The sequence below is a fragment of the Lysinibacillus sp. OF-1 genome (assembly GCF_028356935.1).
Lineage (GTDB): Bacteria > Bacillota > Bacilli > Bacillales_A > Planococcaceae > Lysinibacillus > Lysinibacillus fusiformis_D.
In genome coordinates this window covers 485,737-506,579 of record NZ_CP102798.1, presented here as the reverse complement: position 1 = coordinate 506,579, position 20,843 = coordinate 485,737, and the positions used below count along the sequence as shown (strand labels likewise).

The 20,843-nt window shown below is 38.8% G+C and carries 19 protein-coding genes and 1 riboswitch; of the genes, 8 read left to right on the top strand and 11 right to left on the bottom strand.

The features are described from left to right. Positions 1-405: 405 nt before the first annotated feature. The 3 genes from NV349_RS02400 to NV349_RS02390 are packed head-to-tail and all read right to left on the bottom strand — an operon-like array spanning position 406 to position 4,745. Complete coding sequence (locus NV349_RS02400; protein WP_271913516.1) at positions 406-1,758, bottom strand: aspartate aminotransferase family protein; 1,353 nt, start codon at positions 1,756-1,758, stop codon at positions 406-408. 21 nt (positions 1,759-1,779) lie between these two features. After that, complete coding sequence (locus NV349_RS02395; protein ID WP_271912305.1) at positions 1,780-3,309, bottom strand: CoA-acylating methylmalonate-semialdehyde dehydrogenase; 1,530 nt, start codon at positions 3,307-3,309, stop codon at positions 1,780-1,782. A 23-nt stretch (positions 3,310-3,332) separates the two neighbouring features. Beyond that, positions 3,333-4,745 carry an amino acid permease gene (locus NV349_RS02390; protein WP_058843621.1) on the bottom strand — a complete coding sequence of 471 codons (1,413 nt, stop codon included), beginning with the start codon at positions 4,743-4,745 and terminating at the stop codon, positions 3,333-3,335. 222 nt (positions 4,746-4,967) lie between these two features. Here NV349_RS02390 and NV349_RS02385 point away from each other — a divergent pair, with 222 nt between their 5' ends. Further along, on the top strand, positions 4,968-6,536 hold the full coding sequence (locus NV349_RS02385; RefSeq protein ID WP_271912303.1) for a PucR family transcriptional regulator: 1,569 nt from the start codon (positions 4,968-4,970) through the stop codon (positions 6,534-6,536). A 51-nt stretch (positions 6,537-6,587) separates the two neighbouring features. On the opposite strand, the gene NV349_RS02380 is transcribed toward NV349_RS02385, so the two are convergent. Next, positions 6,588-7,382, bottom strand: coding sequence for a carbon-nitrogen family hydrolase (locus NV349_RS02380; RefSeq protein WP_271912302.1), 795 nt, complete (start codon positions 7,380-7,382; stop codon positions 6,588-6,590). A 96-nt stretch (positions 7,383-7,478) separates the two neighbouring features. On the opposite strand from NV349_RS02380, the gene NV349_RS02375 reads away from it, so the two are divergent. Continuing rightward, positions 7,479-8,648, top strand: a complete 1,170-nt coding sequence (locus NV349_RS02375) for a pyridoxal phosphate-dependent aminotransferase (protein WP_271912301.1) — start codon at positions 7,479-7,481, stop codon at positions 8,646-8,648. Positions 8,649-8,769: 121 nt separating this feature from the next. On the opposite strand, the gene NV349_RS02370 is transcribed toward NV349_RS02375, so the two are convergent. Next, a complete protein-coding gene (locus tag NV349_RS02370; protein ID WP_058843619.1) occupies positions 8,770-9,273 on the bottom strand; it encodes a PPC domain-containing DNA-binding protein in 504 nt (167 codons plus the stop codon). Between the two features lie 122 nt (positions 9,274-9,395). After that, positions 9,396-9,500: riboswitch (SAM riboswitch) on the top strand. A gap of 88 nt (positions 9,501-9,588) precedes the next feature. Here NV349_RS02370 and NV349_RS02365 point away from each other — a divergent pair. The 6 genes from NV349_RS02365 (at position 9,589) to NV349_RS02340 (ending at position 15,375) form a co-directional block, all read left to right on the top strand. Next, a complete protein-coding gene (locus NV349_RS02365; protein ID WP_271912299.1) occupies positions 9,589-10,419 on the top strand; it encodes a MetQ/NlpA family ABC transporter substrate-binding protein in 831 nt (276 codons plus the stop codon). 105 nt (positions 10,420-10,524) lie between these two features. Next, positions 10,525-11,550 carry a methionine ABC transporter ATP-binding protein gene (locus NV349_RS02360; protein ID WP_036117457.1) on the top strand — a complete coding sequence of 342 codons (1,026 nt, stop codon included), beginning with the start codon at positions 10,525-10,527 and terminating at the stop codon, positions 11,548-11,550. Continuing rightward, positions 11,543-12,214, top strand: coding sequence for a methionine ABC transporter permease (locus NV349_RS02355; RefSeq protein ID WP_036117459.1), 672 nt, complete (start codon positions 11,543-11,545; stop codon positions 12,212-12,214). The genes NV349_RS02360 and NV349_RS02355 overlap by 8 nt, the downstream gene beginning before the upstream one ends. A gap of 13 nt (positions 12,215-12,227) precedes the next feature. Continuing rightward, the gene (locus tag NV349_RS02350) at positions 12,228-13,007 is read left to right on the top strand and encodes an enoyl-CoA hydratase/isomerase family protein (RefSeq protein ID WP_051891566.1); all 780 of its coding nucleotides are present in this window, start codon (positions 12,228-12,230) and stop codon (positions 13,005-13,007) included. Positions 13,008-13,021: 14 nt separating this feature from the next. Beyond that, positions 13,022-14,182 (top strand): alpha-hydroxy acid oxidase, encoded by a 1,161-nt coding sequence (locus tag NV349_RS02345; RefSeq protein WP_271912296.1) that lies wholly within the window; start codon positions 13,022-13,024, stop codon positions 14,180-14,182. Beyond that, positions 14,179-15,375 (top strand): CaiB/BaiF CoA transferase family protein, encoded by a 1,197-nt coding sequence (locus NV349_RS02340; RefSeq protein WP_271912295.1) that lies wholly within the window; start codon positions 14,179-14,181, stop codon positions 15,373-15,375. The genes NV349_RS02345 and NV349_RS02340 overlap by 4 nt, the downstream gene beginning before the upstream one ends. Positions 15,376-15,505: 130 nt before the next feature. Here the strand turns inward: NV349_RS02340 and NV349_RS02335 are convergent, their stop codons facing one another. The 6 genes from NV349_RS02335 to NV349_RS02310 form a co-directional block, all read right to left on the bottom strand. After that, complete coding sequence (locus NV349_RS02335; RefSeq protein ID WP_271912293.1) at positions 15,506-16,705, bottom strand: glycine C-acetyltransferase; 1,200 nt, start codon at positions 16,703-16,705, stop codon at positions 15,506-15,508. Positions 16,706-16,763: 58 nt separating this feature from the next. Further along, a complete protein-coding gene (locus NV349_RS02330; RefSeq protein WP_271912290.1) occupies positions 16,764-17,840 on the bottom strand; it encodes a nucleotide kinase in 1,077 nt (358 codons plus the stop codon). Between the two features lie 101 nt (positions 17,841-17,941). Then, positions 17,942-18,577, bottom strand: coding sequence for a YczE/YyaS/YitT family protein (locus tag NV349_RS02325; RefSeq protein WP_141903934.1), 636 nt, complete (start codon positions 18,575-18,577; stop codon positions 17,942-17,944). A 118-nt stretch (positions 18,578-18,695) separates the two neighbouring features. After that, complete coding sequence (gene ybaK / locus NV349_RS02320) at positions 18,696-19,190, bottom strand: Cys-tRNA(Pro) deacylase (RefSeq protein WP_036117473.1); 495 nt, start codon at positions 19,188-19,190, stop codon at positions 18,696-18,698. 24 nt (positions 19,191-19,214) lie between these two features. Further along, positions 19,215-19,940 (bottom strand): hypothetical protein, encoded by a 726-nt coding sequence (locus NV349_RS02315; protein ID WP_271912287.1) that lies wholly within the window; start codon positions 19,938-19,940, stop codon positions 19,215-19,217. A gap of 297 nt (positions 19,941-20,237) precedes the next feature. Beyond that, complete coding sequence (locus NV349_RS02310; RefSeq protein WP_271913514.1) at positions 20,238-20,813, bottom strand: VanZ family protein; 576 nt, start codon at positions 20,811-20,813, stop codon at positions 20,238-20,240. Positions 20,814-20,843: the final 30 nt, after the last annotated feature.

Genomic DNA, 20,843 nt, shown 5'->3' with positions numbered 1-20,843 from the left:
TCCACTGATGAAAATAAATAGACAAAAAATAAACTATACTTTCATTACGATTAGACAATTCAATTAGAGGAAGACATGACTCTCTCAACTATTACAATTGCTTTTCATCAGAAACTATAGTTCAACCAACAACACCTATTTATTCCACTGCTGAAAATAAGTAATCAAAAAAATATTCCCTACAGGACACTTTTTACATATAATTATCAGAAAAATTAATTTTTTATTAACTATAAACTACGAAATACAATTTTTCCAGTATTTTTTTATTAAATTTCAGAATTTTATAATTATTTTTATCGAGCTATAATAAATACTGCTATCTAGCATCTGCGTTATAAAGCTTCACAAATAAAAGTTCTAAAAGCCTTTACTCCAAGGCTTTTAGAACCATATCAATATTCTTTACAGCTTATTTACACTATCCACAACCACATCGAGTATACGATCAAGATCTTCTTGTACAATATTAAGTGGTGGTGATAGCGTTAAGACATTATTAAACCCTGCAACAGTTGCTCCATTTTTTCCAATGATAACCCCTTGTTCTTTACATTTGGCAATGACAGCATTCACCTTCTCCACTGGTAAAGGTTCTTTCGAGACTTTATCTGCAACTAATTCAATCCCAATTAATAAACCTTTGCCACGCACATCTCCTACATTTGGATGATGCTGCAATTGTTGCTGCAATGTTTGTAGTGTTGCAGCGCCAATTTCCTTGGAACGCTCAAACAACGCTTCTTGCTCAAGAATTTCAATATTTTTTAATGCAACTGCACATGCCACAGGAGAGCCTCCAAATGTATTCACATGGCGGAAATAGCTGTATGCATCTGAGCCCTTAAACGCCTCATAAATTTCACGCTTCACGGCTGTTGCTGATAATGGTAAATAGGCACTTGTAATTCCTTTAGCCATCGTAATTATATCTGGCTTAACACCGTAGTTCATAAATCCAAAAGGCTTACCTGTTCGACCAAAGCCACAAATAACCTCATCCACAATCAGTAAAGCACCATGCCTTTTACACACTTCCTCAATGCCTTTTAAATAATTCTCTGGAGGCATAATGACACCGCCACCTGTAATAATAGGCTCTAAGATCATAGCTGCAATTGTGTCACTCAGTTCCCATGTCATCGTTTTATCTACAGCCTTTACACTCGCTAAATCCAATGGCGCAATAGCATCGCTTTCATGCTCACGATATTGATCAGGTGGTGCGACATGGATAAAACCTGGAGATAGTGGCTCGTATTTATATTTGCGCTCCGCCTGCCCCGTTGCCGCTAAAGCCCCAAAGGAGTTACCATGATAAGCACGGTAGCGTGAGACAATTTTATAGCGTGAGCTTTGTCCTTTTTGCTGATGGTATTGCCGAGCAATTTTAAAGGCTGTTTCATTCGCCTCTGATCCACTATTGGAGAAGAAAATAACGTAATCTCCACCAAGTAGTTCATTTAGCTTCTCAGCTAATTCCACTGCAGGCAAATGACCCTGAGATAAAGGTGCATAAGCATTTTTCATCATTTGCTCATGTGCCGCATCTGCTAACTCTTTCCGTCCATAGCCAACATTGACACACCAAAGCCCTGCCATTCCATCAATATATTCCACACCATCTGTATCCATAATTCTTGCACCATCAGACCTCTCTACTACATATGTGGCTTGCGGATTATATGGTTTCATAGAATGCCAAACATATTGCTCATCCTTGGCTAATACATCACTTTTAAGATTTGTCTGTGTCATCATCAAACACCCCTCACTATATTAGTTTTTCGCATCATTATTACTTGGGAACGCAAAGGAACTTGTTGTATCCTCCGTTTCATCTGGCCAGCGCTCAGAAATCGTTTTGGCCTTTGTAAAGAATCTTGCCTGATCTGGGCCAAACATATGCCCTTCACCGAACTTAGAGCGTTTCCATCCACCAAAGTTATGATAGCCAACAGGAATTGGTATAGGTACGTTCACACCTACCATGCCGACTTCTATTTCCTCTTGGAATTTCCGTGCTGCTGCTCCACTGCTTGTAAACATGGTTACCCCATTGCCAAGCTCATGGTTATTGATTAAATCTATTGCCTCTTGTAATGAGTCCACCCCTACAACAATACGTGCTGGACCAAAGACCTCTTCTTTAAAGATCTTCATTTCCGATGTGACATTATTAAGGAGGGTTGGGCCAAGATAAAAGCCATTTGACGTTTCACATACTTTCGGATTTCTTCCGTCAATCACAAGATTTGCCCCTTCAGTGACTGCCTCATCGATAGAACGAATAATCGTTCCTTTCGACTCTTTAGTGATGACTGGTCCGAAATCGACGTCTTTTTCTGTATAGGGTCCAACCTTTAGTTGAGAGATTTTATTTTTTAATAGTTCCGTAAACCGTTGTTCGGTATCTTTGCCTACAACAAGTGCACCTGAAATCGCCATACAGCGCTGTGATGCTGCACCATACGCTGCTCCTAAAAAGGCATTCGCCGTTTGTTCTAGGTTGGCATCTGGCATCACAATCATAAAGTTCTTCCCACCACCAAATGCCGCAACACGTTTATTGTGCTTTGTTCCTGTTTGATAAATATATTCAGCAACAGGTGTTGAGCCAACAAATGAGATAGCTTGAATCTCTTTATTTTCTAATAGTTCATTGACAGCCTCTTTATCTCCATTGACAACAGTCCAAATGCCATCTGGTAAACCTGCCTCTTTCCATAATTGACTTATATAGAGAGCGGACATCGGTACGCGCTCTGATGGCTTTAATATAACGGCATTTCCTACTGCCACAGCCATGCTTGTAATCGCAAGCGGTACCATAACAGGGAAATTAAATGGTGCGATAGTTGCCACTACGCCGAGTGGTGATTTGGCAGAAAAGGCATTTATATTACCACCTACATTGACTGAGTACTCTCCTTTTAGCATTTGCGGTGCACTGATCGCCATATCAACGGATTCAATACCACGAACGATTTCACCTTTTGCATCGTCCTTTGTTTTACCACTTTCCTGACAAATCACATCGATAAGCTCTTCCTGTTTTTCTACTAACAACTGACGGAATCGATGTAACACTTCTACCCGTTTACCAATTGATCGTTTTTTCCATGCTGGAAAGGCTTCTTTTGCAAGCTCAATAGCATGCTTTACCTCATCTCTTGAAGCAAGTGGTACTCTTGCAATAACCTCTCCTGTTGATGGATTATAAACCTCTGAAAATCGGCCACTTGTACCAGCTACCTCTTCCCCTTGGATAAAATGTGTGAGCGTTTTCATTTCTTGCTGAACTGTCATAATTAGACCACTCCTTTATCGTATTATTGTTCAAAATCGAATTCTTCTTTGCTAAAAATAGAACTTGATTCATCGGGTTGTTTAATCGTTTTTTTCTTTTGAGTAAGTACATAGAAAATCATCACAATAGCGACGACAACGCATGTAAATAAAATTTGTGAGCGCATAGACTCTATAAAGAACATCGCCATTAATAAAGCTGTTGTAGCGAGTATTGTGAAATACGTTAAATAAGGGAAAAACCACATCTTCACCTTTAATAGCTCTAAATTTTCTTGTTCAATCTTGCGTCGCATTCTTAATTGTGAAAAGGCAATGATTAAATAAAGTATTAAAGTAATCGCACTACAAGAGCTCAGTAAAAACATAAAAACTTTATCTGGTGAAACATAATTCATAATGACTGCAATATACGAGAAAAATGTTGCTGCTAAAATGGCATTGACAGGTGCACCCTTTTTGTTTAATTTTAAAAATGCTTTTGGCGCTTCTCCCTTTTCTGCTAAAGAAAATACCATGCGTGATGTTGCATAAAGTGCTGAATTTAAACACGATAGCACCGCTGTTAACACAACAAAATTCATAATTTGTGCGGCAGCAGGAATTCCAATATAATCGAGTACCGCTACATAAGGACTTGTTAAAATATCGGAGGAATGCCAAGGCAATAGCGTTACTACAACCGCTATAGAGCCCACATAGAAAATTAAAATACGCCAAGTAATGGAATTGGTAGCTTTCGTTACAGCAGCTAATGGTTCATCTGATTCACCAGCAGCAATGGCCACAATTTCTGTTCCCATGAAGGAGAAAATAACAATGACGACACCCATTAGAACAGCACCAAAACCATTAGGTAAAAAACCACCTTGCCCGACTAGATTGGTCATACCTACAGCATTAAAGTTTGGGGCGATGCCAAAAATAATGAAGGCACCAAGACCAAGGAAAACCACTATACTTGCAACCTTAATAAGAGAGAACCAATACTCAAACTCACCAAATGCTTTGACAGAAAGAACATTCGTTAAAGTAAGTGCTACGGTTAGTAACAAACTTAATAGCCATAAAGGCATCCCGTCATACCAATATTGAATAATGGCTGCCGCTGCTGTTGCTTCTAGTGCAATCGCAATGACCCAGAAAAACCAGTACAGCCATCCAATCATAAAACCTGCCCACGGGCCAATGGCTTCATGCGCATAATGTGCAAATGAGCCACTCGTTGGATTAACAGCTGCCATTTCGCCTAGCATACGCATAACTAAAATAACGATAATTCCTGCAAATATATACGATAAAATGGCCCCTGGACCAGCTAAATTAATAACTGAACCACTCCCCATAAATAGGCCAGCACCGATTACTCCTGCAATAGCAATCATCGTCATATGCCGCTTCTTTAACCCTCTTTGTAAATGCGTTTGTTGCTCCATATCTGTCACCCCTTTTAGTAGATTGCTTGATCGCTTACAAAAATTTTACATGTTTCATAACGTTGAAGTAATAGACAAACTGTAAAATTATATACTTTTGTTTTAAACATAATGTAAAATAGACTAAATATTCTTAAAATACTATATCCACGAATTTATAAGAAAATATAAATCATCAGACAGAAAAAATATACAATGCATACAACTAAGGGAGGGGCTAAATTGAGTCCGTTTCAACTTAAAGTACTAGATGTTTTGGAAAATAAGTATTTTCATAAGGCAGAGGTTGTGGCAGGTCATGAAGGATTATCAAGGATTATCAAATGGGTACATGTTCTTGAAATCGTACAGGTTGATCATTTTTTAGTTGGTGAGGAGTTAGTATTAACAACAGGAATTAGTCTCCAGCATAGTATCGCTAATTTTACCGCATTTGTAGAAGCCATCATTCAAAAAAATTGTGCTGCTCTTTGTATTGAGTATGGCTCTTATATTCAGACCGTTCCAAAAGCAATACTAGCACTGGCAAACCGGCATCAGTTTCCCATTATTGTTTTTCATGAGGCAGTTCCTTTTGTTCGTATTACGCAGGATTTACATAGCCAAATTATCAATCAGCAATATTTAATGATTTCTTCGCTAGAATCTTATGCACAAGCTTTGAACAAAAATGCTGTCTTAGGACAAAACACAGAAGATATTTTACAAAATATGTATAATGAATTAAAAACACAAATCATGTTTTCCATTAAGGGACGCAATCCTATCTTTTTCCCCAATACGACACACCAAAAACGTCAGCAGCTATTAACATTGAACAAGTCTGCTCAGCAATTTAAACATGGGCCTATTTTTATCTTTGATCAGCATTATGCAAATTTAACACTCTATCGAGAGGATGGACTATTTTCAGAGTTTGAATTATTAATATTAGATCGTACAGCAACGGCGCTGGCACAGCTATTAATGCGAGAGTTTTATATTGAGGAAAAAAAGAATATTGAGGATGCTACAATTTTAGTCGATTGGATTGATCAAAAATTATCTAAGGAAGAAATCTATAAATTTATCGTTACACATTACGCGGGCTATACACAATCTAGTGGAGCTGTCTTTATTTTATCCTCTCCTACTACAATGACAAAGACACAGGAGGATATGGTCTATAGTAAGCTTTATTATCGAAATCTCTTTGAGCAACATGGATTTATGCCATTTTTATTCGAAAGAAAAAGCTATATTATTTTTATTTTACTTCATACGAAAGACAGTAAAGCTATTCGTGACATATTGAATAGCATTTTTTCCACACTGCCCAATACCGACTTTTATAAAAAGCAGCAAGCACAAGGTTTTCAAATAGCCGTTGGAAAGGTTGTTTGCGATGTAGAAGAAATTCCTAAAAGCTATCAAACTGCTTTAGAAACTTTATATATTTGCCGCAAAGTGCAAACGTCCTCTTTCTTTTATGATGATTTGCATTTATATCATTTAATCTATAAATTACAAATGCAAGTGAATTTACAGGAAGTGATTTACGATTATTTACAGCCCGTTATTGAGTACGATAAAAAATACAATAGCAAGCTTCTTGAAACATTACAGGTTTATTTACAAACAAATGGCTCCAAGCAGCAAACAGCCAACCAATTATTTATTGTTCGTCAAACACTCTATCACCGCTTAAGAAAGCTTGAAGGTTTACTAGGTGAAAATTTCATGAAAGGACATAACCGCATTACATTAGAATTTATGCTATTGGCAAATTCATTGATTGAGGATAAGGGCTAGAAAAAAGATGGCACGCTCAAAAGATTACTCCCTCTTGAGCGTGCCCCTCTATTAGCCTTTCACGACAACATCATGATATAGTCCTGGTCTACGGTCGTCATAAACTGGAATTCTTCCACGTACTTCATCGACAATAGAAAAATCTACATCAATCACCGCTACTTCTTCATCCTCTGCACCGATCCAAAGTACTTCTCCCCAAGGCTGTATAATCATCGATTGGCCATTAAAGTTTTCTACCTTTTTTGAAATGCGATTAACTGCTATTACAAAACATTGGTTCTCAATCGCACGAGCTTGCAGCAATGTTTTCCAATGATCAATCCTTGGTGTTGGCCACTGGGCTGGTACAAATAATACCTTTGCTCCTTGTAATGCGTGTGCACGTAACCATTCTGGGAAACGAATATCATAACAAATGACCCCAGCAGCTTCAATATCTCCTAGAGCAAATCGATTCATTTCATCCCCTGCTTCTAAGTAGAGATGCTCATCCATTAAACGGAAAAGATGTGCTTTGCTATATTCCCCTACAAGTTCTCCATTGCGATCTAATGTATACATCGTATTATAAAATTTGTCGCCTTTCTTCGTTGAAACAGAACCACCTACAATATGTACACCAAGTTCCTGTGCTAATTCAGCCAAGAAGGATTTCGTACGTTCACCATCGACATCCGCTAGTTCAGGCAGCTTCTCTAACGCATAGCCTGTATTCCACATTTCAGGCAGCACAATGATTTCTGCTCCTTTTTTTGCCACTTCTCGAATCTTGTCCTCAGCTCGTGCAAAATTTTCTTCTACTTTGCCAAAGCCAACATTTAATTGAATACAACCGATTTTCATAGCCATTCCTCCTCTAGACAATTAACAAAAAAAGTAATACTATTTGCTTCATATTCTTCAATAATAATTATTATATTCTGAAAAGGGTGATCATGCATGGAATTCTCTAAAAAACTACAGCAACTACCCACTCAATTTTTTGCAGCGTTAGTTCAAAAAGTAAATAATGCCTTAGAAGAAGGTCGCGATGTCATTAATCTTGGTCAAGGAAATCCCGATCAACCAACGCCCCCTCATATCATTCAAGCATTACAGGAGGCGGCTGAAAATCCACAAAATCACAAATATTCACCATTTCGCGGTATCGCTGAATTACGCCAAGCAGCTGTCGACTATTATAAACGTGAATATAATGTGAATCTAAATCCTGACACAGAGGTAGCGATTCTTGGCGGGACAAAAATTGGACTCGTTGAGCTACCTTTAGCCGTATTAAATCCAGGTGATACAATGCTCTTACCAGACCCTGGCTATCCAGATTACTTATCAGGTGTCGTATTAGGTGATGTCCATTTTGAAGTGATGCCACTTTTAGCTGCAAATGATTTCTTACCTAATTATCATGCATTACCTGATGAAGTGAAAGAGAAGGCGAAGCTACTTTACCTAAATTACCCGAACAACCCTACAGGTGGTACAGCAACACTTGCATTTTTTGAAGAGACCGTTCGCTTTGCGAAGGAACACAATATTATCGTATCACATGATTTTGCTTATGGGGCAATAGGATTTGACGGTAATAAACCTATTAGCTTCCTACAAGCTGAGGGTGCAAAAGAAGTAGGAATTGAAATGTACACACTCTCCAAAACTTATAATATGGCAGGCTGGCGTATAGGCTTCGCTGTCGGTAATGCCGACATTATTGCTGCCATTAATCTAATTCAGGATCATCTGTTTTGTAGTCAATTCCCTGCTATTCAACAAGCAGCAGCAACGGCACTTACAGCTTCCCAAGAATGTGTGGATGAACTGCGAGCTACCTATGAAGGTCGCCGCAATGTACTCATTGAAGAAGCTCAAAGAATTGGTTGGCATGTAACGGCTCCAAAAGGCTCCTTCTTCGCATGGCTCCCTGTACCATTCGGCTATACTAGCGAGCAGTTTGCCGATTTATTATTGGAAAAGGCTGATATCGCTGTAGCAGCAGGCAATGGCTTCGGCCGATATGGCGAAGGCTATATCCGTGTTGGTTTACTTGTTAGCGAGGAACGCTTACGTGAAGCAATCCATAGAATCGAACAATTACAATTATTCAACCCTTAACCATGACATGAGGCTGGGACAAAAGTAAAAATGTTAGACCGATTATAAGCTCGGTCTAACATTTTTTAATTCAGGAAGGAACATTCAGCTCAGTGAAAAGAAAAAGTTAGTATCATTTTCGCTATTTTTCAATTTTCCTTGGCTGCTGTAAACCGTGTTCTAATGGATAAAATTGAACATGGCCTGTTTCTTCATCAAATTTTCGAAAGTGCTGGATGCCTTGAACCTCAGCTAGCACTATGTCAGCCGTAATAACAGGGTTCCCCCTCTTCATTAAATGCCCCCCTGACACGATGCCCCATTGATCACTCATAGAACCATGGAAATGTGTTTCATATCCCCCATCGCGCTTACATACTACGCCAGAGCCTTGGATCAATTCAAGTGGCCCCTCTTTTTTTATGACATCGCTAAAACTTACGTTAATCTGTGATGTTTCATCAGGTACTAAATAAACAAAGCTACTCTTTTGAAGGCTACCTATACAGCTAACAATTGTTGCTGACTCAATATGGTTCTCCTCACAAAGTGCCTCCATTCCTTCAATAATGTCTGTACCCATTAGCAATCGAGCACTTACAACCTTGCCAAATGAACCTATACCATAATTAACTCTTACAGACATTGCTATCCCTCTTTCATGACGAAATATTATAATAATATAAAAAATTTAAAAAATATTTATTGACTTACTATAACCTATAAATTATATTAGTTCTATCGGAATTACAAAAAAATATGATAAATCTCTTATCAAGAGTAGCTGAGGGACTGGCCCTATGAAGCTCGGCAACCTCCTTTTAGAAGGAAGGTGCTAAATCCTGCAAACGATTATCGTTTGATAGATAAGAGAGGACATTTTTTCATGAGCCTCTCTTAGTTTGTAAGAGAGTTTTTTTATTTTCAAAAACCGATAAAAACAATCTTGGAGGTAGTTTTCATGAAAAAGAAAAATAAATTTTTAGTAGGTTTTGCAAGTCTTACATTAGCAGCAGCTCTAGCAGGTTGTGGCTCTAAAGAAGAGAGTAAAGGTCAAGCTGAAGCAATTAATGAAAATAAAATCGTCGTAGGTGTCACGTCTGGTCCACACGAACAAATCGCAGAAGTTGCAGCGAAAGTAGCCAAAGAAAATGGGCTAGAAGTAGAGCTTAAATCATTTTCTGATTATGTTTTACCTAATACATCCTTATCTGAAGGTGATCTTGATGCGAATAGCTATCAACACGAGCCTTTCCTCGATACGTTTAATAAAGATCATGATACAGATTTAGTAACAGTAGGCAAAACGATTTTAAATCCAATGGGTATTTACTCTGAAAAATATAAATCCTTTGATGACATTCCGGATGGTGCAACATTTGGTTTACCAAATGACCCAACAAATGGTGCTCGTGCCCTCTTTGTTTTACAGGAAGCAGGCTATATAAAATTAAAAGATGGGGCAGATTTAACAGCCTCTATCCGTGATGTAGAAGAAAACAAAAAGAATTTAAAATTCATCGAATTAGAGGCAGCTCAAATTCCTAAGCAGCTTAGTGAAGTAGATGTAGCAGCTATTAATACAAACTTCGCATTGGAAGCTGGCATTAATCCTAAAGATGACGCTATTCTTTTAGAATCTACTGACTCTCCATATGTGAACTATATTGTGGTACGTGCAGAAAATGAAAATGACCCAACAATTAAAAAGTTCGTTGAGGCTTACCAATCTGATGAAGTACGTCAATTCATTGAAGAAGAATTCAAAGGTTCAGTAATCCCTAGCTGGTAATACATTCAGGAAGCTTCTAGTAGCTGAAGAATCTGCCGAAATTCCTCTATGGAAAACGAGCAGATTCTTGCTTTTTAGGAGCTTGAGAAAGGAGCAATCAATCGGATGATTCAATTACAAAATATCTCAAAAGAATATAAGACGAAAAAAGACATCATTAAGGCTGTAGATGGAATCAATCTCCATGTAAAAAAAGGACAAATTCATGGTGTGATTGGCTATAGTGGTGCAGGTAAAAGTACACTCATTCGTTGCGTCAATCTACTAGAGCGACCTACAGCTGGAAAAGTGTTAATCGACAATGTGGACATTACTGCCCTTTCTCTTCATGAATTACGGCAAACACGCCAAAAAATCGGAATGATTTTCCAACATTTTAATCTATTAAAAACGGCAACCGTTTACCATAATATTGCTGTTCCTTTAAAGCTACTTGGCTATAACGAGAAAGAGGTAAAAAACCGTGTGGCTAAATATGCTGAAATTGTTGGATTAACAGACAAACTAGACAGCTACCCTAACCAACTTTCAGGTGGGCAAAAGCAACGTGTTGCTATTGCACGTGCCTTGGCACAGGAACCAGAGGTTCTACTTAGTGACGAAGCAACAAGTGCACTCGACCCTGAAACAACCGAAGCCATTCTTGAATTGTTGTTAAAAATTAACCGTGAATTAGGCATTACGATCCTGCTGATTACACATGAGATGAATGTCATTCAGAAAATATGTGATGAGGTTTCTGTTCTTGAGTCCGGAAAAGTGGTGGAATTTGGTACGGCTATTGAACTTTTTGCTAAACCGAAGCATCCTACAACGAGAAAGTTTTTAAATACGATTTCACAACGTAATTTATCCCCTTCCCTGATCGAGCAGTTAAATGTTTCAGGCAGTGTCATTCGTTTAACCTTCCTAGGTGAAAGTACTGGTAAGCCATTACTAGCAGAAGTTACGAAAGTGTATGATGTACAACCAAATATTTTAACGGCAAATATTATTGAATTAAAAAACGGCATTGTTGGTAACATTGTGGTGCATTTACATGGAGAACTTCACATTGTCCAAAAGGCACTCACATATTTTACGGAAAATGGCGTCGCGGTGGAAGAATTAGGAGGCGAATTCAATGAGTAGTATTCAAAGCTTTTTTACAGATTGGTCAGATGTAATTGGCAAATCAATTATCGAAACATTTCAAATGGTCGGAATTTCTTTATTGTTTTCCATTCTCATTGGGATTCCATTGGGGCTATTAATCGTATTAACACGACCAGGTCAATCCTTTGACAATAAATTTTTATATCAATTTTTTAATTTAGTCATCAATATTATACGTTCTGTTCCATTCATCATTTTATTATTCTTCATTCTACCTTTTACTAAGCTGATCGTCGGCACAACAATTGGGGTTAAAGGTGTTATCGTTCCGCTAGTTGTCTATACAGCTCCTTATATTGCTCGACTGATGGAATCTGCGCTATTAGAGGTGGATTCGGGAGTGGTAGAAGCCTACACAGCCATGGGTATTAAACGTCGCCATATTATTTGGCATGTGCTATTACGTGAAGCTCGTCCATCTATTATTTTAGGCTTAACAATTGCCACAATTGGTTTAATCGGTGCTACGGCTATGGCAGGAATGGTTGGTGCTGGAGGTTTGGGTGACCTCGCCTATCGTTATGGTCATTTACGCTATGAGGTCGATGTTATGTATGCAACTGTCTTTATCTTAATCATTCTTGTGCAAAGCATTCAATCCATCGGCAACCGCTTCGCTGCGAAATTGAAAAAGGATTAAGAGGAGAATGACAATGACAACTGAAATTTATGTAGAGAAAAATGGTTATATTGCAACGTTAGTGTTAAACCGACCTGATAAACGGAATTCCTTATCAAAGGCGATGTTTCAGAACATAGTAGAGCAACTTGAGCAGCTACGTGTAGATTCTTCTATTAAGCTCTTAATTGTCCGTGGCGTTAATGAAGTAGCCTTTTCATCTGGTGCCGATATTAGCGAGTTTTTAGATATTCGTTATGCCGCGGACAATGCCAAAGCCTATAATGATTTGGCTCTAAAGGCGATTGATACCCTCTATAAATTTCCTCACCCGACAATTGCTATGATTCAGGGTTTAGCCATTGGTGGTGGCTTAGAACTAGCCAACGCATGTGATTTTAGAATAGCGACACCAAAGAGTAAGCTTGGCATCACAGCGGCCAATATTGGTATTGTCTATAATCTTGAAAGTACAAAGCGTCTCATCAATCTTGTTGGTGTTGCCAAGGCGAAAGAGATTTTATACACAGCCAACATTTTTACAGCACAAGATGGAAAAAACATCGGTTTAATCACAGCCTTACATGAGCCAGAGGATATTGAAAGTGCCACGCTGCATTTTGCTGAACATCTATTAAGTAAATCATCCATTGCAAACGCAGGCATCAAAAAAATGATCCAAGCAATTGTAGATGGTGAAAACGAAGAAAGCGATGAGCTGGCACAGATCGTTCTTAATTCATTTAGTTCAGATGATTATAACGAAGGTATTCAAGCCTTCTTAAACAAAAGAAAGCCTATTTTCAATAAATAAGTGAGGTAGTAACGATGACAAACATAACTGATGGTGATCTACTCTTAAAAAATATTACTGCACAAGCCCCCTTCCCCATTTGCTTTGCAGATTTAGAAAAGGCCGTAGCGGAAAAAATCGAAGCTGGACCTTTTGGCTATATCCGTTCAGGTGCTGGTGGTGAACAAACACTGCGCAATAATCGTGCAGCTTTCGAAAAGTATTCTATAGTTCCTCGCTTTTTAAAGGATGTTTCAAATGTTCAAACATCGATTAATTTTTTTGGTAAAACATACCCAACTCCATTGCTCTTTGCTCCCGTCGGCATGAACGGAATGGTTCATGATGAAGGTGAGCTTGCTGTAGTACGTGCTGCCGAGCATTTAAACATGCCCTATATTCAAAGCACCGTTTCCACTTATGCACTTGAAGAAGTTGCTCAAGCTGCTCCTTCTGCAACAAAATGGTTTCAATTATATTGGTCTACTAATGAAGAAATCGCTTTTAGTATGGTGGCACGAGCGGAGGCAGCCGGATTTGAAGCGATTGTCTTAACTGTCGATACAGTAATGCTTGGTTGGCGTGAAGAAGATGTCCGCAATCAATTTTCACCATTGAAGCTAGGCTATGCACGAGGCAATTATATGAATGATCCCGTTTTTACAGCCACTTTACCTGATGATTCATTCGAGTCCTACGTACAAGGTGTCTTGCAAAATGTCTTCCACCCAACACTTAATTGGGCGCATGTTCGAGAATTAAAAAAGCGTACAAACCTTCCTATACTATTGAAGGGAATTTTACATCCTGAAGATGCGAAGCTAGCTATCGACAATGGTATTGATGGCATTATTGTATCAAACCACGGTGGCCGTCAATTAGATGGTGTTATTGGTTCACTTGATGCACTTCCTGCTATTGCGAAAGTTGTGAATGGACAAATTCCTATTATTTTAGATAGTGGTGTCTATCGTGGCATGGATGCTTTAAAAGCACTTGCTTTAGGAGCGGATGCCGTTGCAATCGGACGCCCTTTCGTCTATGGGCTAGCCCTTGAAGGACAACAGGGCGTGGAAAAGGTGATGACCAATCTTTATGATGAATTAAAGGTTTCCATCGCTTTAGCAGGTGCGACTTCTGTCAAAGGATTACGCAACATCACATTAGTCAAACATGATGGGACTGAGGTTAGATGAAACAAGCATTACAAGGATTAAGAGTTGTTGATTTATCGCAAGTACTAGCTGGTCCTTATTGCACGATGATCTTAGCAGATATGGGTGCAGAGGTTATCAAAATTGAGAAGTATCCAAATGGAGACGATACCCGTACAATGGGTCCTTTTATAAATGAAGAAAGCCATATGTATATGATGGTCAATCGCAATAAGAAAGGGGTTTGTATTAATTTAAAAACGCCAGAGGGATTAGCTTTATTTAAAGAACTTATCCAATCTGTTGATGTCCTTGTGGAAAACTATCGACCAGGTGTCACAAAAAAGCTTGGTATTGATTATGACACATTAAAAGCTATCAATCCTGGTCTTATTTATTGCTCTATTTCAGGCTATGGACAAACGGGTCCGTATAGTCAAAAGGGTGGCTATGATATTATGGCACAGGGTCTGAATGGCTTAATGCATATGACGGGTGAAGCGGATGGTCGACCTGTAAAAGTCGGCTTTGCCGTGAATGATATTGCTGCTGCTCAAACAGCATTACAATCTATTTTAATGGCCTATATTTATAAGCTGCGTAGTGGCGAGGGGCAATATATTGATGTTTCCTTAGTGGAATCAGGTCTAGCATGGACTGTATGGGAGGCCGCTGCTTACTTTGGACATGGCGAACTACCGGAGCGGACTGGAACAGCACATCGGGTATCCGCACCCTATCAAGGTTTCAAAACGCAGGACGACTATATTTTAATAGGTGCTGGCAATCAAAAGCTATGGGAGATTTTTGCAACAAAAGTTATCAACCGACCTGATTGGTTAGACAATCCCCTCTTTGCTACCAACTATTCACGTGCCCAACATGTGAAAGTACTGGAGGCAGAAATTGAGAGCGAATTAATCAAGCATCAAGCTACTTACTGGCTAGCGCTATTGGATGAACACGGCGTACCCTCTAGCCCAATCTATTCCTACGATCAAACATTAAATGATCCACATATTCTAGAGCGTGGCATGGTCTTGTCCTATGAGCACCCAACTGCAGGACCGATGCGTACATTAGGCTTCCCAGCCAAGTTCTCACAAACACCAGGTCACCTAACAAGTGCAGCTCCTACTTTAGGACAACATAATGAGGAGATTTTACAGGCTTTGAATATCTCCGCTGAAGACATTCAGCAATTAAGAACAGCCAAAATTATAGGTTCGAAATAAAGCTATTGACTACTTTCAGGTGGCTATCGATCAGTTATGAGCTGCTATCGACTATTTTTTCACTTTTATCCACCACTTTCAACTTTCTATCACACAAAAAGGCTTCCCCATCCATGAGGAAGCCTTTTTCTTATTGAATAACGCCTAATTCACGACCAACTTTTTCGTAAATCGCAATGGCATCATCCAGCATTTCTTTTGTATGTGCCGCTGTTGGCATATTACGAACACGTCCTGTACCTTTTGGCACAGTTGGGAAAACAATTGATTTTGCATAAACGCCTTCTTCAAAAAGACGTTTTGAAAATTCCTGTGTCAGGTTTTCATCCCCAATGATACAAGGCGTAATCGGTGTTTCAGATGCACCGATATTAAAGCCAAGCTTCTCCAGTCCAGCTTTTAAATAGTTGCCATTATCCCAAAGCTTATCGTGCAGCTCTGTTGAATCAATCAGCATTTGTACAGCTGCTGTAATGGCTGCTACATCACCAGGTGGTAGAGCTGTTGAGAATAGGAATGGACGAGAGCGAACTTTCAGCCAATCAATTAAATTTTTCTTACCTGCTACATAGCCACCCACAACACCAATAGCTTTTGATAGTGTACCAATTTGGAAGTCAATTTCTTTTTCTAATCCAAAATGCTTCACAGTTCCTTTGCCTTTACCTGTTACACCTGAACCATGTGCATCATCGACATACGTAATTAAATCAAACTCTTTAGCAATTTCCACAATCTCAGGTAATTTAGCAATATCACCATCCATTGAGAATACACCATCTGTTATGACCATGATTTTATTGTATAATCCTGATTCTTTAGCTGCTTTTGCCTTAGCACGTAGATCATCCATATCGGAGTGATTAAACGCAATGATTTTCGCCTTTGATAAACGACAACCATCAATAATAGAGGCATGGTTTAATTGATCAGATAGAATCGCATCATTTTTATCCATTACAGCTGAAATGGCTGCCATATTACAATTAAAGCCAGATTGATAAGAAATAGCCGCTTCTGTTCCTTTAAATTCAGCAAGCTTTTCTTCTAATTTAACGTGCAAATCAAGTGTCCCGTTGATTGTACGAACAGCACCTGCACCAACACCGTATTTATCAATTGTCTCTTTGGCAATACGCTTTAATTCTTCATTTGTTGCTAAGCCAAGATAGTTGTTAGAGGATAAGTTAACAAGATTTTTGCCACGGACTTGAATAATCGGGCCATTAGCTCCCTCTACTGGATCAATTTCATTGTATAAGCCTTGTTCATGTAAGGCTTGTAGGTTTTCATCTAAAAATGCATTCAATACTTTTGACAAGCGTATCATCCTTTCCTAGGAAAACTGTTCTAGCTCCTAGTTTAGCACATGCAAGCCATTAGCTACATTACTTTGTTAATCTTTCGAATAATGGCGCTGTTTTTTCACGCCATAAGGATGCGGATAGACAATTATCCACTAGACGGCGGATTGTATATTCGGCTTCAGCATAACGCTTCGAATGACCCATTGCATCCTGGATAGCTTCTTTGTAGTGTGCTCGAACTGCCTCAATTGCTGTTTCTGCCTCCTCTGAAAGTGCACAATGTTGCCCAATATCAAAAATTTTGTCCCCTAATCTACCATCCTGTGGATCAAAGACATGGGGCTCTGTGCTATCAAAGATACAGAAATTAAGCTCTGGAATAATGACCATATCCACTGAACCTGCATCTAAACCACACCATATAATTTGTGCATCAAGACCTCTAGCATTGGCCTCATCCGCTAAACCCTTCATTAATGAAGACTTACCTGTACCAGGCTTACCTTTAATCATGAAGCGAGTCGTTATACTTTTTGTAATACTTTCAACGGTATTTTCCGCACCTCTAGGCGTTAGTGTTCCAAGTAAACGATGTGTCCGTATACCCGTTTTATTTAAAACAATTGACTGGAACACTTCTGTCTTTAAATTTTCCACTTGTTCATTTAATGCCTGCCAGTTCATACAGCTTTGCGTGATAATCTCCCAGTCATCATGAAGCTTGATTGCCTGATCCAGCTTTGCAATACATTTTTCACGCCAAGTTGCACGCTCCTGCATCGCCTCAGCAAGCTGCTCCCCAACCTTTTCAAGCTGTATTTCCTCTAAACAATCATAAAAGGACATGACGCGATGCTTTGTACCGAGTAAAGTTGGCTCGATATTCCATTCAGAGGCCCATACAAAAAGTCTGTTACAGCCCTTTACATAAACAGCCTCAACTACTTCCTCTAATAAAGCATGCTTAAACCATTCGACTGCAAAGCCCTGCTTCACATAAAAATACCCTAGCTCTTTTAACAGCTCTGATCCTTTAAATGTGGGGGCACCTTGCAAAAAGTAAACAAGCTCCGCCTCTTCTATCATCTCTTTATATAAATGTTTCACACCTTGCCCAGTCAATGCGTGTCCAAAATAATACGTTACATTTCCATTCAAATGTCGTTCCTCCTTTAGCTTCTGCCCTGCATTATATGAAAGAACGCTAAAAAAGATGAAAAGCTACTTCTATCTTTTACAGATCTAAGTAGCTTCATCGTTTAATAGAATGGCTTCATTCCTTCTATATTCCCAATACATTTCATTAATATTTTACGACAATACGGTAATGAATATTGCACAATATAGCCTGAAGTTAAAGCGATTAATACCGTCCCTACGCCAACTGGTCCTCCTAAAAGCCAGCCAACAATGGTCACCAGAACTTCGATGCCCATTCTGGCTGTTTTAATCGAGCCACCAAACTTTTCAACAAGTATCATCATTAAAGTATCTCGTGGACCTGCACCCATATTCGGTGCAATATACATCCCACAGCCAAAACTCAAAACAAATAAACCAATGATAAAATATGTAATCTGCAAGCCATAAACATCAGTAGATGGCAGCACCAAATTAAATACATCAATGAAGGAGCCGATGAGCAGCATGTTCAGCCAAGTGCCTATCTTTGGCCATTCACGTAACACAATCGATGTTGAAGCAACTATAAAGAGCCCTGTTATAATAGACCATGTCCCAATACTTAACCCAAAATTTTGAAATAACCCAACATGCAAGACATCCCAAGGGCTTGTGCCAACAATCTTCCCCTTTATCGACATCGTGATGCCAAGTGACATCACAATTAGGCCACTAATAAAAAATGTCCAACGCCACCCCATTATCTTACGCATTTCCTATCCCTCTCTCTATGCATGATATTGCTCTAACTGTATCACATTTTCTATAAAAAATTGAGAGACCGCGCTTGTACCTGATTGTCCATTATACATAAAGAAACTACCCATTCTCTCACGCATGGGTAGTTGTAATAGGGGCAAGCTGTGCCTTTGTCATATTTTTCAAGTCGTCTAGCTGAACATGGATTTGCATACCTATTTTCCCCGCACTCACAATAATACTATCTTGCCCTAGGGCAGATTCATCTATTACTGTTGGATATAACTTCTTCATCCCCACTGGTGAACATCCGCCACGTACATAACCGGTATAACCAAGTAAATCCTTTACCGCTAGCATTTCGATTTTCTTTTCCCCTACTACCTTTGCGGCAGCTTTTAAATCCAGCTCCTCTGCCACTGGAATGATAAATACAAATAGCTTTTGTGCGCTTGCCTTTGCTACCAATGTTTTAAACACACGCGTGACAGGGTGACCAATTTTTTCTGCAACAGAGACACCATCAACTTGACCGTCTCCCGTTTCATATTCAATCACATCAAAATGGATTTTTTGTTGTTCTAATAATCGAATTGCATTTGTTTTCGCATGCTTTGCCTTTGCCATGTCAATAATCTCCTATCTACAGCATCAGGCTATCAAAGAGAACATAGAGTCCGTGTCTGGACGATAGCCATTTTTCGTCATTTGAACATGAGCCGCATATTTTTCCGATACCTGATGGAATGTTCTTAATTTAAATGCAGTCTCATAGTTCTTACCGAAAATTGTATCTGCAAATGGATCCAATTTCAATTCCTTCGAGAAACGTTCAGGAACCTTCACTTCCATGATGTCACGTACAAAGGATGGCTCTTCTTCGCCTATTTTGCCCTCTTCAGTATACGAACCGTTTAATATATGTTGTATTTGCGCATTCACGCTTTGTGCCACCTGTAAATCTTGAGGAGAAGGCTCTGTCGATGCTAATGCGGCATGTCGCACCTGCTCTAAAATTTGCAATGTGTCATTTTGCTCTGGATTGACGACAGTAGAAGATTCTGCGCTATCACTAGTACCTTCTTTATAGGATCGCTCATGAGCACGTACATTCTTTTCTGTTTGTCGCAAGTCTTCCATTATGGCTTGCTGTTGAGGAGTAACTTCTTTTGACTTTTCTTGTTGCTGCTCAAATAAGTCTTGATCGGTACGCCCTAACAGTAGATTTTCAAGTTCAAGCAATGCTGGGGTTTTCTTTGGCTGAAAATACATCGCATTTTTGCGATAAGCTTCTCCGGCTTCTTTTCGTTGCAAGATTTTTTTACGATTATATTGCGATGAAATTCTCTCTTGCTCCCTTAAATTTGATATTTTCATAGTTTTCACCTCGCCCTTCTATCTTCATATGCTAATAAGATACTAGATATGAAAATATCTTCTTTCACTATATCTATACCGTCTGAACAGTTTCTGTACACTCATTATCGGAATTTTCACTATTAAATTCAAGCAAAAATTAATACTAACCACCTAAAGAGATACTAATTATTTTTAGTGCTAGGTATAAAGACTCTATTTTTAAGCGTATAATCCATACATTCATTTTACAGTAAGCACTCTTTAAACAAAATTTTTATTAACGCAAAAAACAGCCCTTAAAACAGGACTGCTTTCTCATTTTTTAGGTCTAATTAAGATCCCTTTATAAGCTATATAGCCAAGCCATGCGCCAATCGTATTCAAAATTAAATCATCAATATCCGCAGAACCCACTGTAAAAATGAATTGAATGGTTTCTACAGCAAGACTAGCAAAAAAGCCCAAACAAATAATGACCCATACTTTGCGAAATTTTTTCGACAATAATGGCAATAAAAAACCCATTGGAGTAAAAATTAATAAGTTGCCAAGAAGGTTAACGATTATGATATCCCAATTAAAATATTGAGAGTAGTTTATATAGCGGAGAATCGTTTCAAAGGGAACAAAATTAGTAGTTAGTCGCCAACTACTATAATCAAACAAACCTAAGTCGCCGATAGAATAATCGCCTTGCAATAAAACAACTACTACATTTACTAAGCGATCAATGACCAATTTATAAAAAGCTATAAATGAATAGATGCTAAATAAGATCCACCCCATGACCTTGAGGGGCAAATAATATGTATCAATGACATCTCGATACGGTAATGGGAGCTTGGCATTACCGTGAACATCCGTTATGTTGTTTTTAGACAAGCTTAACACCCACTTCCCTTTATTCCTTCCCATATTTTA